Genomic DNA, 12,859 nt, shown 5'->3' with positions numbered 1-12,859 from the left:
GCCTGAGCAGCACAAGCACCATCGATGATGCGGGGGCATTCGTGGACGAACAGCAGGCAGCTTTCCTGGAGACGTTCCGCCAGTTCATGGACGAGCTCATTCTGGTTCCCCGCCCACAAGTCGACGTCCGCACTCCATTGGGCGATCTGGTGCAGGACTTTCTCCGGGCGGACGTCGACACCCTGCCGTCGGTCACCGAGAACATCCCGTCGCACCGGCTTATCGACGCTGACGTTGCTCTCGATGAACTGGGCCAGGAAGTCGTCGGCGTGTCCGGTCAGCAGAGGGAACATTCTTCCTTCTCCGATCTGATCAGCAGCCCGCATGTGCGTTTCGCCCCGGGGCCGGTCGACTACATCTCGGTAGCGACCGGGCCGGATGCCGAAAGGCCGGTCGTCGCATTCGGCGTGCGGCTCCTCATCGTCGACGGGCACCGGGTGGCGGTGCTGCAGCGCAGCGCCCGGCCTGAGTTCGGATTCAACAGCGCCCGGTTGGAGATACTGGCCGCCGAGCCAGCCGGTGCGGCGGCACTGCTCTCCACCCTCCGCCGCCTGATGCTCGAGCGCAGCGTGCTGCGCGGCCAGGTGCTCTCCTTCAGCGGCAACGAGTTCGGCCACGGCGCGGCCGGGGTCGATTTCCTGCCCCGCCCCCAGGTCACTGCGGCCGACGTGATCCTCCCCGCCGGGATTCTCGACGACATCACGCGGCACGTGGTCGGCATCGGTGTGCACCGCGAGACGTTGCGCGCAGCCGGCCGCCATCTGAAGCGCGGCGTACTGCTCTACGGTCCTCCCGGATCGGGAAAGACACTCACGGTGCGGCATCTACTCAGCGCCACGCCAGGAACCACGGCGGTGGTGCTCGCCGGCAACAGCATCCGTTTTGTCACAGAAGCCGCCGAACTCGCGCGTGCCATGCAACCCGCGATTGTGGTGCTCGAAGACGTCGACCTCATCGCCGAGGACCGAGATCTGGCCCACGGCCCGCAGCCCCTGCTCTTCGCCATGCTCGACGCCTTGGACGGCTTCGACGGCGATGCCGACGTCGCCTTCGTGCTCACGACGAACCGAGTCGAAGTGCTCGAGCACGCCCTGGCTGACCGACCCGGCCGGATCGACCTCGCCGTCGAGATCCCGCTACCCGACACGGCCTCCCGCCACCGGCTGCTTGAGCTGTACGCCCGCGGCCTGTCTGTGTCGCCGCAGGCCATCGCGGAGGCCGCCGAAGCCGCGGAGGGCGTCTCCGGGGCCTTCGCCAAGGAGCTGATGCGCCGCACGGTGCTGCTCGCGGCCGAGGACGACCGGGCTGTCACCGACGACGACCTCCGTACCGCCCTCTCGACGCTGCTGCACGCTCGCGACACACTCACGCGCCAGCTGCTCGGTTCCGCGCCGGCCGAGCACGACGTCCAGACCGGCGGAAAGGTCTAGGAGCGCCCGAGGTAGCCATCGGCGGCCGCGCACATGGCCTCCGCCATCAGCGGCCCGCCGTGACCCTCGGACTCGACGATCGTCAGCGTGCTGTTCGGCAGCCCCTGGTGCAGCCGGTACGCGGTGATCGCCGGGCCGCTCACGTCGTGCCGGCCGTGGATGAGCGTGGCGGGGATGTGCGCGATAGTGGGCAGGTTCGCCAGGACCCCGTTCCCCTCCGTCAGGAAGCCGTCGCGCGCCCAGTAATGCGTGACCAGCGTCGCGAAGTCCTGCCCATGCGCGCCGCCGGGCTGGCCGGCGGGCTGCCAGTTCGGGTCGAGCGACACGTGGATGTCCTCCCACGCGTTCCAGTCGATCGCGGCCCGGATGCGGTCGGCCGGGTCGGCCCCGGCCAGGCGCCGGGCGTAGGCCTCGACCACGCGCTCGCCCGGTCGGCGTCGCGACGCGAGTTCGAACGCCGCCCACGCCTCGGGGAAGATGCTGCCGACGCCTTCGGTGATCCACTGCACTTCGTCCCGGCTGGTGGTCGTCACTGCCATGAGCACCAGCTCGCTCACCCGGTCGGGATGCGCCTGGGCGTACGCCAGCGCCAGGGTTGTGCCCCAGGAGACGCCGGAGACGAGCCATCGCTCGACGCCGAGGTGTGCACGCACGGCCTCAATGTCGCCGATGAGGCCCTGAGTGGTGTTGGCACCGAGGGTGGCCAGCGCGTCGCTGACCAGCGGCCGGCTGCGGCCGCATCCGCGCTGGTCGATGCCCACGATCAGGTGACGCAGCGGGTCGAAGTTGCGGCGGTAGCCACCCGACCGGAGGCCGCCGCCGGGCCCGCCGTGCAGGTAGAGCACCGGTTTGCCCGCGGGGCTACCGCTGGTCTCCCAGTAGATTTCGTTGCCGTCGCCCGTGGCGACGTGGCCGCTTGCGAACGGTTCAATCGGCGGATGGGTCATCCCCCGATGCTAGCCACCCGGTTCCGGCCGGCTACCCGCGGCCGACCGCCAGCGCGCCGATGCCCGTGGCGAAGACCCCCAGCGCGAGGATCAGGCCGAGGAACGCCGGCTCGTATCCCGTGCCCCAGGACACCAGCGAGGCCAGGAACAGCACACCGGCTAGTGAAACGCACCCCACGCCGAACACGCGCATGCACGTGCGGAAGGCTGGCGTCAGCATGGCCTCAGTCTGCCGGTTGCCGGTGAACGGGGGAAGGCCGGACGCAGGCCAGTGTGCGAACGCTGTCGCGGTCCGGTCAGAGTCCGGGCAGGACGATGACGAGCTTGCAGCGCGGGCACCGGTGGCAGGACTCGAGCCCCTCGGCGGTGTCCACACCATCCGGGGTCATCTCGGTGCCGCAGGCCGGGCATGCGGGGCCGGGTTCGTCGATGTCGTCGAAGTCCATGAGCAGCTCAGTCCCGCAGGGCCCCGAGGAACCGGGCGTCGCGCTCGTAGAAGTCGGCCTCGTCGTTCAGGTGTGGCTTGGCGAGTTCCACGGCCTTCTGCCGGGACATCTCCGCGAGGTCCCAGAGGCGGATGACCGCGACGCGGATGATGTCGTTCCAGGTGGCGTCGGAGCCGTACGCGGCGAGGATCAGGCCCACGCGGTGCCGGGCCTGGTCCATGCCGGGTGCCCCGGCGGGGGTCTCGCCGGTGAGGGGCACCGCCCGGGTGGCGAAGTAGGCGATGTCCCACAGCCGTGGTCCGGGTGAACACATGTCGAAGTCGATGGCGCCCACGAAGGCACCGTCGATGAAGGCCAGGTTGTGCGGGGCGAAGTCGTTGTGGCAGATCACCTCGCTGGGCACCTTGGAGCGGGACTGCCACACCGCGTCATCCAGCGGGAAACCGATGCTGGCGTCGTGCAGCTTCCGCAGCCGCGTGGCGCCGTCAGTCAGCACCGTCTCCTGCCACACCCAGTCCGGCATCGGGTAGACCGGAACGTCACCGTCGATGAAGGAGAGACGCTCCCGCTCCCCCTCGATCGCCAGCGGGCGGGGTGCCCACGTCACCCCGGCCATCCGGAGATAGTCCAGATAGCGGTGCACGGTGGTCGTCCACGGGCCGGCCAGTCGAAGGACGGTGTCGCCGGATCGTTCGACGACGTTCATGTTCCCGCCGGACATCAGCCCGTCCATCTGTGCCTCTACCCCTCGAGCTGCTCGACGAGCACGAGGACGCGCAGCTTGGGCTGCTCGGGCCAGGTGCCGGCGAGGACCTCGTTCACGGCGGACGCCGGGGCGCGGCCCAGGAGGACGTCTTCGTCGCCGAGAGTGCGGGCCACGACCAGCCGCAGCGCACCGGCCGTGACGACGGTTGCGCCCGGCTCCTGCTGGCTCCGGATGTCGGTCACCGGTGGCGACGTCACGACCGCGGCGCCCTCGGTTCCGCTGCCGGCGACGACGGCGGTGGGCTCGCGCAGCACCATCTCGCCGTCGATCTCGATGACCAGCTCGGCCTGCCGGCCGCCGGACAAGGCGGCATTCGCGACCGCAGCGAGGTAGGCGGGGTCTCCAAGGGCGTCGTAGACCCACCGCTTCCCCAGCACCGAATGCTCGGTAGTGCCGATCAGGGCGGCGTCGGCACCGATGAGCGGGGCGTCTCGGTAGGTCACGGGCACCTGCAGCAGCGGACCGGTACCGGCGCGTACGAGGATCGTTTCGATGCCGACCTGCCCGTCGGGGTCGTCGAACCGGTACGCGGCAACGTTCGCGAGCGGCGCAGCCGGCTCCCCCGTGAACCAGGGCTGGGTGGGCAGCCAGCCGGTGAGCAGCTCAATCTTGGTGGGCGTGATGGTCGCGTTGTGGAGGAGTGCCATCCTTCGATCCTACGGGCGACGTTCTCCGGGCGCCGGGCTCAGTCGACGGGCCGGAGGGCCGACTGCACCACGGCGACACCCGCGCCCCACTGGTCATCGAAGAACTGCTGCACCGACCCGTCGTCGTAGATCACGTCGATGGCGAGGTAGCCGTTCTCGATGCCGGCGCCGAGCAGCGTGATCGTGGACCAGTCCGCGTTCCCGGAGGGGAAGTACACGTTGAGCTCCTCCTGGCGTCCCGCCAGTTCGGCCTGGTCGGTCGTGCCCGGGTTGTCGTCGTCGACCAGCCGGGGATCCTGCCGCGCGTAGTGGTCTGCGCGGGTCACCGGGAAGGCGGCCCGGGTGATGGTGAACACCCCGCCCTGCCAGGTGCCCGTGACGGCGTAGGTGCCCCAGGTCACACCGGATGCCGACTCGGACTCCTCGGCATCGGCCCAGTCCCAGCCGGACACCACCGGACCACCGCACTGGGGCGGGAGCGAGGCCGCGATGCTGCCGAAGCAGGCCCTGGGGTCCTGACCGTCCTCCTGCAGGATCATGGCCTGGCCGGTCAGGTCCTCGGACGAGGTCGGCTGGGGCAGCTCGGTTGCAGTACCCGGTTCAGCGCCCGGTGTGGTGCCGCCGTCCTGCAGCGCGGACTGCACGGCCACAACGCCCGGGCCGAACTGCTCGTCGAAGAATTTCTGCACCGAACCGTCATCGTAGATGACCGACACCCAGAGGTAGCCGTTTCCGGTCCAGCTGGACAGGATCGGCGCCTCGGACCAGTCGGTGAAGGTGCCCGGGTTGTAGTCCGCGGCGTTCAGCTGGTCGTGCAGCCGCGACAACGTGTCCGCATCGCTCGCCCCGGAGTTGACCGGATCGAGTCGGGGGTCGAACCGGGCGAGCGGGTCGTAGAGCGAGAGCGGCACCGGAGGCTGAGTCACGGTGAACGCGGTGGCATCCCAGGTGCCGGTGACGGCGTAACTGCCCCAGGTGACGCCGGATGCGCTCTCGGCCTGCGCGGCGGACGCCCAGTCCCAGCCCAGGATCGGTGGGCCGCCGCACAGCGGCGGGTACGAATCCGCAACCGCGCCCAGGCAGAGCTGGGGCTCCTCACCCTCTTTCTGCAGCACGGTGCCCTGCGCGAGCACCTCGCCGGCAGCGGCGGGACGGGGGAACTCGCCTGGGGACGCGGTGGACGCGCCGCCCGGCGCGGGGTCGCCGGCGCATCCGCTCAACGACACCAGGCCGGCGGCGGCGCAGGCGAGCAGGATGAGGCCTCGGCTTCTCATGACCGCAGTGTGACAGGCGACCGCGCGAAGCGCCAGTATCCGGCCCGCCACGGGCGCTGTGGGCTCGGTATCGTGAGCAAAAATCCCCTATGGTCGATCCATGACTTTCAACGACGACGCCAAGTACTCCGGCAAGGGTGTACGCAAATCCGGCCGCCGCACCGGCCTCGCCGTCGGCGGCGGAGGCATCGGCCTCGTCGCCATCGTGCTGCTCTCCCAGCTGCTCGGCGTGGACCTCACCGGGCTGGTCGGCGGCGGCACCGACACCAGCAGCCAGGGCGAGGGCACTGCGCTGACGAACTGCGAGACCGGCGCCGACGCCAACACCGACGTGGAGTGCCGGGTCGGTTTCACCCGCGACTCGCTCGAGGACTACTGGGCCGAGCAGGCGCCCGCGATGGGCATCAGCTACTCCTCACCCACCATCAACCTGTTCACCGACGGGATCGACACCGGCTGCGGCGCGGCCACGAGCGCCGTGGGCCCGTTCTACTGCCCGGCCGACCAGCAGATCTACCTCGACACCGCGTTCTACGACACCCTGCGCACCCAGTTCGACGCCACCGCGGGCCCGCTGTCGCAGCTGTACGTGGTGGGTCACGAGTGGGGCCACCACATCCAGAACCTCGCCGGCACGTTCACCAGCGCCGACACCTCCCAGACCGGTCCTGCCTCCGACGCTGTGCGCCTCGAGGTGCAGGCCGACTGCTTCGCCGGCGCCTGGCTGGGCTCGGCGACCGAGACGACGGATGCCGACGGCAACCGTCTGCTCGACCCGATCACCGACGCCCAGATCGCGGATGCGCTCAACGCGGCGTCCGCGATCGGCGACGACCGCATCCAGGAGAAGACCCAGGGTCAGGTGAACCCGGAGACCTGGACCCACGGCTCGAGCGAGATGCGCCAGAAGTGGTTCCAGACCGGCTACACCGGCGGCGCGGAGGCCTGCGACACGTTCGCCGTGGCCGACGCCGACCTGTAGTCGCGCTGGCGAACCGCTACTTCGGTTCGGTGAGGTCGACGACGCGGCCCTTGGCATCCGCCTTGACGATCTCGATGCCCTTGAGCGCATCCGCCTTGGTCTGGTAGCTCTCCGAGGTCATCAGAACCTGCCCGTTGTGGGCTTTGAGCTTGAAGATATAGCCGCCGGATCGATCTGCGGTCAGTTCATACTTGCCGGACATGTCACGCTCTCTTCGTCGAGATGGAACTCCGCCGGCTACGAGGCCGGTGGCTGAACCTTACCGCGATGCGCGGGGTCGGGCTCACCGGCGACCAGGCCGAGCGCCGGCAGCAGCACCCCGTCGATGAGGGAGATGAGGAAGTCCCGGTCGACGGGCTTCCGCTCGATCAGGGTGCGAAAGGCCGCCATCGACGGGGTAACCAGGCACAGCGTGTCGATGTCGCATCCGGCCGTCACTTCGCCACGGTCGATGGCCCGCTGGATGAGGAAGCGGTTCACCTCCGCCCGCGGCTTGACCAGGGCGGCGTTGGCGGCATCGGCGAGCTCGGGCGCGGTCGAGAGCATCGACATCAGCCCGGCCATGATCTGCATCTTCTTCTCGCCGTCTTCGATGGAGCGCGGCTTGATCATCGCCACGAGGTCGCCGCGTAGCGTGCCGGTGTCGGGCAGCTTCGCCAGGTCCAGGTCGCCCTGCTTCATGCAGGCGACGGCATCGATGACGAGTTCGTTCTTCGACGGCCAGCGGCGGTACAGCGTGGCCTTGCCGGCCTTGGCCCGGGTGGCGACCATGTCGATGGTCATGCCGTCGAAGCCGGTCTCGGCGAGCACCTCGAGCGCGGCGGCCAGGATCTCCGGATCGCGGGTGTGGTCACGCTTGCGGCCGAGCTTGGTCTCCACGGCAGCAGGTTCGAGCTGCGTCATTGCGTCGATCTCCTTTCTGCCCGGCGGACGAATCCTGTATTCCTCCACATGTTACCGGCGCGTAAATTCAGGAACTGTTAAGATCCGGAACTCCACAGTATCGTATATAGTCGCGTTTATGTCTAAAACGATCCCCGCTCCGTCTCCCGCGACGAGCACCCCCGTGCCACATTCCCGCCGGTGGTGGACCCTCAGCGTTGTCGCCCTCGCTCAGCTCATGGTCGTGCTCGACTCCACCGTCGTGAACATCGCCCTTCCGTCCGCCCAGGCCGACCTCGGATTCTCCAACGGCGACCGCCAGTGGATCGTCACCGCATACTCCCTCGCCTTCGCCAGCCTGCTGCTGCTCGGCGGCCGGCTCTCCGACCTCATCGGTCGCAAGCGCACCTTCATCATCGGCCTGATCGGGTTCGCCATCGCCTCCGCCCTCGGCGGCGCGGCCGGCACCTTCGGCTGGCTCGTCGCGGCCCGCGCCCTGCAGGGTGCGTTCGGCGCCCTGCTCGCCCCGACCGCCCTGGCCGTTCTCACGACCACCTTCACCATCCCCAAGGAACGCGCCCGCGCGTTCGGTGTCTTCGGTGCCATCGCCGGTGCGGGCGGCGCCGTGGGCCTACTGCTCGGCGGGTACCTCACCGAGTACTTCGACTGGCGCTGGAACCTTTACATCAACGTCTTCATCGCCATCGTCGCGGTCATCGGCGCCGCGATCTTCGTCGACCACCTGCAGCGCACCGGTCCCAGCCCCAAGCTCGACATTCCAGGCACGATCCTGGTCTCCGCCGCGCTGTTCGGCCTGGTCTACGGCTTCTCCAACGCCGAGACGGATGGCTGGGACTCGCCTATGACCTGGGGCATGCTCGCCGGCGCCGTGGTGTTGCTCGTCGGCTTCGTGCTGTGGCAACGGAAGGCGGCGCATCCGCTGCTGCCGCTGGCGATCGTGCTGGACCGTAACCGCGGGGCCGCCTACCTGTCGGTGATGATCGCCGGCGCGGGCATGTTCGGCATCTTCCTGTTCGTCACCTACTACCTGCAGGCGTCGCTGGGCTTCACGCCCATGCAGACCGGTTTCTCCTTCCTGCCGATGATCGCGATGCTGGTGCTCGCCGCGCAGCTCTCGACGAACATCTTCGTGCCCCGGTTCGGGCCCAAGATCATGGTTCCGTTCGGCATGTCGCTGGGCGCGATCGGAATGATCCTGCTCACCAACCTCAACCTCGACAGCACCTACGCCGCCAACGTGCTGCCGCCGCTGATGATCCTGGGCTTCGCGATGGGCTCGATCATGCCGGCGTCGATGCAGACCGCCACCCTGGGCGTCGACCGGCAGTTCGCCGGCGTCGCCTCGGCGATGGTGAACACCAGCCAGCAGGTCGGTGGCTCGATCGGCACGGCGCTGCTGAACACCCTCGCCGCCACCGCCGCGGCCGACTACGTGGCTGCGCACCTGCCCGCCACCGCCGAGGTGGCCGCGCAGGCCGCGGTTGACAGCTACGCGGTCGCGTACTGGTGGGGCGCCGGCTTCTTTGCCGTCGGCGCCATCATCGCGGCGCTGCTCTTCCGCCGGAAGGGCCAGGGCCTCTCCCTCTCGAATGCGCACCTCGCCGCCGACGCCGAGCCGGTGGTCGCCCACTAGCCGTGCGGGCGGCATAACTCCTGCAGAATCTCGCCGGTGGTGCGCTCACCCGCGTGATTTCGGCATCCGCTGCCGGGGTTCTCAGAAATTGCAGGAGTTATGCAACCTGCCGGTCGATGTCGTCGGGGACGGCGGGAACGACGGGGACGGCGGGGACGGATGCCGGCTCGATCGCGGCATCCGTCTTCTCGGAGCGTACGAAGGCGATGCCGATGAGGATCAGCAGCCCGCCGAACAGCTGCGGCACGGTGAGCTGCTCGCCCAGCAGCAGCCAGGCGTAGAACGTGGCCGCGACCACCTCGAGCAGCCCCACGAACGAGGCCAGCCGGGATCCGAGCATCTCGCTGGCGGCGATGCTCGTGGAGTAGGCGATGGCGGTGGCTACGATCCCGATGAGGAGCAGCGGCAGCCACCAGGGCAGTTCGGTGCCGAACATCGACACGTCCGCGGTGGAGGTCGTGAAGGGCACCAGGCCGGACAGCCCGACGAGGCCCAACAACACCCCGCCGAGCAGCAGGCCGAACCCGGCCAGCGCCACGGCGGGAAGACCGTCGCTGGGCTGCGCCGCCACCAGGTAGTAGATCGCACAGCCCACCATGGCCGTCAGGGCCAACGCGTAGCCGAACAGGTCGAAGCCGCCCGAGCCGCCCGGGGACACCACCAGCACCAGGCCGCCGAGCGCCACGACGGAGCCGATCAGCACCACGGCCTTGGGGCTCCGCCGCGTGCGCGCCCACGCCAGCCCCACCAGCAGCAGCGGGGCCATGTACTCGATGAGCACCGCCGAACCGACCGGGATGCGCTCGATCGCCGCGAAGTAGGCCAGCTGCGTGCCCGCCACGCCGATCAGTGCCATCGCGAGCACCCGCCAGCGGGCGCGCCAGAGCGCCGCCCAACGGCCGCGGAGCGACATCACGGCCACAGGGGCCAGCACGAGGCCGCCGATCAGCACGCGCACGGTCACGGCCGCGGCCGGGCTCCAGCCGCTCTCCAGCACCGGCTTGGCGAGGGCCCCGGAGAGGCCGAAGGTGGCCGCGGCGATGACCGCGATGACGAGGCCAAGCGAGGTGGACGAGCGGTTCATTGCGAGCTCCAGGCGGACGGGCATTTTGACGGGCTTGTGGGTGGTCTGATCCCGAAGATAGTGTTGTTCTGAGTAAGGAGTCAATTTGCATTTTGCCCCTGACACCGAGGCGAGTCTGGCGTTCACCGTCGACCTCGCGAACACCGTCGCCGGCGCCACCAAGAGCGGCACGGACGAGCTCCTCACCCCACCCCAGCTGACCGGCCTTTTCGTGACCCACCGGTTCTCCGGCCGGCTGGACCGGGACGCCGCGGAACTGGCCGAGGTGCGCGACACCCGCGATCTCCTCCGCCATATTTGGACCCTCGACCGCGACGCCGCCGCGCTCGAGGTGAACACCATGCTGCAGAGCGCCCTGGCCCGGCCGCGGCTGATGCGTCACGACGGCCTGGACTGGCACCTGCACGCCACCGACCCGGACGCGCCGCTGGCCGAGCGCATCCGGGTGGAAGTCGCCCTGGCCCTGGTGGACGTGATCCGCACCGATGAGACCGGCCGGCTGCGCGCCTGCGCGGCTGAGGACTGCGACGGCTTGCTGGTGGATCTCTCCCGCAACGGCTCCAAGCGGTTCTGCAGCGTGCGCTGCGGCAACCGGATGAACATGATCGCGTTCCGGGAACGCGCGGCCGGGCTCAGCTCGGATGCCGCAGGAACACCTGCCGCAGCGCCCTGATGAGCAGCACGAACCCCACCAGCCCGATCGTGGCGCCGAGGAACGCGTACAGTCGCACACCCTCCACCAGCTCGGGCCCGGTGTCGGACACCACCAGCACGATGCCGAGGGTGGCCGCCGCGATGCCGATCAGCGCCCCGACCGACTCGACCACGATCGAGCCCAGCCACCAGCGGTCGTCGGGTTCGGCGAAGGCGCGGATCCGCACACTGAAGGTGCCCTTCTCCAATCCGGCGCTGATCGATTCCAGCCGCCGCGGCAGCCGCCTGGCCGTGGCCCGCAGCACGGCACCCTGAGCCTGTACCGAACCGAGCAGGGATTTCGGCGTTACCAGCCGGCGCAGGAAATGCGGCACCCGGTCCAGCGCCTTCTCCACCATGTCGAAGTCGGGGTCCAGGATCGCCAGGCTGCTCTCCAGCGTCACCAGGGTGCGGAAAGCCATGCCCAACGACGTCGGGATGGCGAGGTGGTGTTCCCGGATGGTGTCGAGCATGGCCGTGAAGATCGAGCCCTCAGCCCCGCTGTGCCGGGTGATGGTGAGGATGCGGCCCAGGTCGCGTTGCAGCGCCGCGATGTCGGCATCCGCCGGCGCCTCGACCACCAGCAGCAGCGCATCCGTGGTGGCGATGTCGTCGTCGGCCGCCGCCGCCAGCAGTAGCGTCACCAGCCCCTCGCGCATGCTGCGCTCGAGCACGCCCACGTTACCGAAGTCGATCAGGCCTAGGCGGCCGTCCTGGCGCAGCATGAGGTTGCCGGGGTGCAGGTCGCCGTGGAAGATGCCGGTCACGATCACCTGCTCGAGGACCGCGTCGAGCAGGGCATCGGCGAGCGCCGCCCGTTCCTCCGGCCACAGTTCGGAGAGTCGGTCCTGCGCCGCGCTGAGCGGGACGCCGTCGATGAGGTCCATGGTGAGCAGCCGGCGTGAACTCGCCTCCGCGTACACCCGCGGCACCACCAGGATGTCGGACGCGCCGGACTCCGCGACCACGCTGCCGATCTGCCGGGTGCTGCCGAACTCGATTCGGTAGTCCAGCTCGTCGCGCAGCGATCGCGCGAATCCCTCGGCCAGGGTCACCACCCCGAAGTCGCGCCCCCAGCTGGTCTGCGCTTCGATGCGCTGGGCGAGCCGCACGATGATGTCGACGTCGGCGGCCACCTGCGCGCCCGCGCCCGGCCGCTGCACCTTCAGCACCACCCTGGTGCCGTCCAGCAGCGTGCCGGTGTGCACCTGCGCCACGGATGCCGCCGCCAGCGGTGTTTCGTTCACCTCGGTGAACACCGTGTTGAGCGGCGCCCCGATCTCGGACTCGATCACGGCGCGGATCGCCGGCCACGGCAGGGTGGTCGCCCGGGACTGCAGCGAGGCGAGCGCGAGGGTGTAGTTGCGGGGCAGCAGGTCACGGCGGGTCGAGAGCAGCTGGCCGAGCTTGACGAAGGTGACGCCGGCCTCGTTGATCGCGGCCACCAGCGCGGCCGGGGTGCCGCCGCGGCCGCCACGGCCTCGTTGCGGCCAGCCCGGCCGTTCGCTCAGGATCCAGCCGATGCCGTGCCGGGACAGCAGGGTGAGGATCTGCAGGTACCGCTTGGTGCGCCGCCGGCGGTGCAGCGCCGCCCGGATCGCATCCACCGGGTTGGTGGCCGTCGTCGGCCAGAGCGCCTCGGCCGCCACCAATAGGGCGATCCCGAAGGCGAACACCCAGCCGAAGGCGAGTGCGACGAACAGCACCACCACCAGCAGCGGTGCCCGCAGCGTGCCGTCAGTCGCGACCACCCGGGCCTGGGTCGCCACGAAATAGGCGAACGGCCAGCTGGCCACGAACACGAGCAGCCCCACTAGGAAGGTGCGCAGCCAACCCACGTTGGTGCCCAGCAGGGACCGGGTGGCGAAACCGACCGAAACGGCGAACACAAAACCGACCAGGCCGAACACAATCCATGCCCACAACGATTCGAACAACCCGTGCCCCACAATCTGTCGACCTGTTGGCGCTCAGGGTAGCGCGCTGGCATGGCAGGCGGCCATATGTCACACTGGAGCAGTCCCGTCCCAGCAGAGTCAGGCTCAGCCAGTGAA

The 12,859-nt window shown here is 69.4% G+C and carries 14 protein-coding genes; 4 read left to right on the top strand and 10 right to left on the bottom strand.

The features are described 5' to 3' along the window. The first annotated feature begins 41 nt into the window (after positions 1-41). Positions 42-1,430 (top strand): AAA family ATPase, encoded by a 1,389-nt coding sequence (locus ACU5E9_RS17945; protein WP_456811249.1) that lies wholly within the window; start codon positions 42-44, stop codon positions 1,428-1,430. On the opposite strand, the gene ACU5E9_RS17940 is transcribed toward ACU5E9_RS17945, so the two are convergent. From ACU5E9_RS17940 to ACU5E9_RS17915, 6 genes are all read right to left on the bottom strand, one after another. Next, a complete protein-coding gene (locus ACU5E9_RS17940) occupies positions 1,427-2,377 on the bottom strand; it encodes an alpha/beta fold hydrolase (protein WP_456811248.1) in 951 nt (316 codons plus the stop codon). The two genes, ACU5E9_RS17945 and ACU5E9_RS17940, sit on opposite strands and share 4 nt — an antisense overlap. A gap of 31 nt (positions 2,378-2,408) precedes the next feature. Beyond that, on the bottom strand, positions 2,409-2,597 hold the full coding sequence (locus ACU5E9_RS17935) for a hypothetical protein (RefSeq protein WP_456811247.1): 189 nt from the start codon (positions 2,595-2,597) through the stop codon (positions 2,409-2,411). A gap of 76 nt (positions 2,598-2,673) precedes the next feature. Beyond that, a complete protein-coding gene (locus ACU5E9_RS17930; protein ID WP_456811246.1) occupies positions 2,674-2,823 on the bottom strand; it encodes a hypothetical protein in 150 nt (49 codons plus the stop codon). A gap of 7 nt (positions 2,824-2,830) precedes the next feature. Beyond that, a complete protein-coding gene (locus tag ACU5E9_RS17925; RefSeq protein ID WP_456811245.1) occupies positions 2,831-3,544 on the bottom strand; it encodes a phosphotransferase in 714 nt (237 codons plus the stop codon). A gap of 20 nt (positions 3,545-3,564) precedes the next feature. Beyond that, positions 3,565-4,236, bottom strand: a complete 672-nt coding sequence (locus ACU5E9_RS17920) for a CG0192-related protein (protein WP_456811244.1) — start codon at positions 4,234-4,236, stop codon at positions 3,565-3,567. Positions 4,237-4,274: 38 nt separating this feature from the next. Beyond that, on the bottom strand, positions 4,275-5,510 hold the full coding sequence (locus tag ACU5E9_RS17915) for a hypothetical protein (protein WP_456811243.1): 1,236 nt from the start codon (positions 5,508-5,510) through the stop codon (positions 4,275-4,277). Positions 5,511-5,610: 100 nt separating this feature from the next. Here ACU5E9_RS17915 and ypfJ point away from each other — a divergent pair, with 100 nt between their 5' ends. Further along, complete coding sequence (ypfJ, locus tag ACU5E9_RS17910) at positions 5,611-6,492, top strand: KPN_02809 family neutral zinc metallopeptidase (protein ID WP_456811242.1); 882 nt, start codon at positions 5,611-5,613, stop codon at positions 6,490-6,492. A gap of 16 nt (positions 6,493-6,508) precedes the next feature. Here ypfJ and ACU5E9_RS17905 read toward each other — a convergent pair whose 3' ends face one another. Then, complete coding sequence (locus ACU5E9_RS17905; RefSeq protein WP_456811241.1) at positions 6,509-6,694, bottom strand: YegP family protein; 186 nt, start codon at positions 6,692-6,694, stop codon at positions 6,509-6,511. Positions 6,695-6,729: 35 nt separating this feature from the next. Then, positions 6,730-7,395, bottom strand: a complete 666-nt coding sequence (locus ACU5E9_RS17900) for a TetR/AcrR family transcriptional regulator (RefSeq protein WP_456811240.1) — start codon at positions 7,393-7,395, stop codon at positions 6,730-6,732. Positions 7,396-7,513: 118 nt separating this feature from the next. On the opposite strand from ACU5E9_RS17900, the gene ACU5E9_RS17895 reads away from it, so the two are divergent. Next, entirely contained in the window at positions 7,514-9,028 is a 1,515-nt protein-coding gene (locus ACU5E9_RS17895) for an MFS transporter (RefSeq protein ID WP_456811239.1), read from the top strand. A gap of 97 nt (positions 9,029-9,125) precedes the next feature. Here the strand turns inward: ACU5E9_RS17895 and ACU5E9_RS17890 are convergent, their stop codons facing one another. Further along, positions 9,126-10,112 carry an EamA family transporter gene (locus ACU5E9_RS17890; protein WP_456811238.1) on the bottom strand — a complete coding sequence of 329 codons (987 nt, stop codon included), beginning with the start codon at positions 10,110-10,112 and terminating at the stop codon, positions 9,126-9,128. 85 nt (positions 10,113-10,197) lie between these two features. Here ACU5E9_RS17890 and ACU5E9_RS17885 point away from each other — a divergent pair, with 85 nt between their 5' ends. Beyond that, entirely contained in the window at positions 10,198-10,785 is a 588-nt protein-coding gene (locus tag ACU5E9_RS17885) for a CGNR zinc finger domain-containing protein (protein WP_456811237.1), read from the top strand. Here the strand turns inward: ACU5E9_RS17885 and ACU5E9_RS17880 are convergent. After that, positions 10,745-12,694, bottom strand: coding sequence for an ABC1 kinase family protein (locus ACU5E9_RS17880; RefSeq protein WP_456811236.1), 1,950 nt, complete (start codon positions 12,692-12,694; stop codon positions 10,745-10,747). The two genes, ACU5E9_RS17885 and ACU5E9_RS17880, sit on opposite strands and share 41 nt — an antisense overlap. Between the last annotated feature and the right edge of the window lie 165 nt (positions 12,695-12,859).

Source organism: Cryobacterium sp. AP23, assembly GCF_054075385.1.
This window is presented reverse-complemented; position numbering and strand designations above follow the sequence as displayed.

Excerpts from the sequence above, each read along its gene's own strand:
- ACU5E9_RS17940 (WP_456811248.1), bottom strand. The coding sequence starts at position 2,377 with ATGACCCATCCGCCGATTGAACCGTTCGCAAGCGGCCACGTCGCCACG.
- ACU5E9_RS17935 (WP_456811247.1), bottom strand. The coding sequence starts at position 2,597 with ATGCTGACGCCAGCCTTCCGCACGTGCATGCGCGTGTTCGGCGTGGGG.
- ACU5E9_RS17930 (WP_456811246.1), bottom strand. The coding sequence starts at position 2,823 with ATGGACTTCGACGACATCGACGAACCCGGCCCCGCATGCCCGGCCTGC.
- ACU5E9_RS17925 (WP_456811245.1), bottom strand. The coding sequence starts at position 3,544 with ATGTCCGGCGGGAACATGAACGTCGTCGAACGATCCGGCGACACCGTC.
- ACU5E9_RS17920 (WP_456811244.1), bottom strand. The coding sequence starts at position 4,236 with ATGGCACTCCTCCACAACGCGACCATCACGCCCACCAAGATTGAGCTG.
- ACU5E9_RS17915 (WP_456811243.1), bottom strand. The coding sequence starts at position 5,510 with ATGAGAAGCCGAGGCCTCATCCTGCTCGCCTGCGCCGCCGCCGGCCTG.
- ypfJ (WP_456811242.1), top strand. The coding sequence starts at position 5,611 with ATGACTTTCAACGACGACGCCAAGTACTCCGGCAAGGGTGTACGCAAA.
- ACU5E9_RS17905 (WP_456811241.1), bottom strand. The coding sequence starts at position 6,694 with ATGTCCGGCAAGTATGAACTGACCGCAGATCGATCCGGCGGCTATATC.
- ACU5E9_RS17900 (WP_456811240.1), bottom strand. The coding sequence starts at position 7,395 with ATGACGCAGCTCGAACCTGCTGCCGTGGAGACCAAGCTCGGCCGCAAG.
- ACU5E9_RS17895 (WP_456811239.1), top strand. The coding sequence starts at position 7,514 with ATGTCTAAAACGATCCCCGCTCCGTCTCCCGCGACGAGCACCCCCGTG.
- ACU5E9_RS17890 (WP_456811238.1), bottom strand. The coding sequence starts at position 10,112 with ATGAACCGCTCGTCCACCTCGCTTGGCCTCGTCATCGCGGTCATCGCC.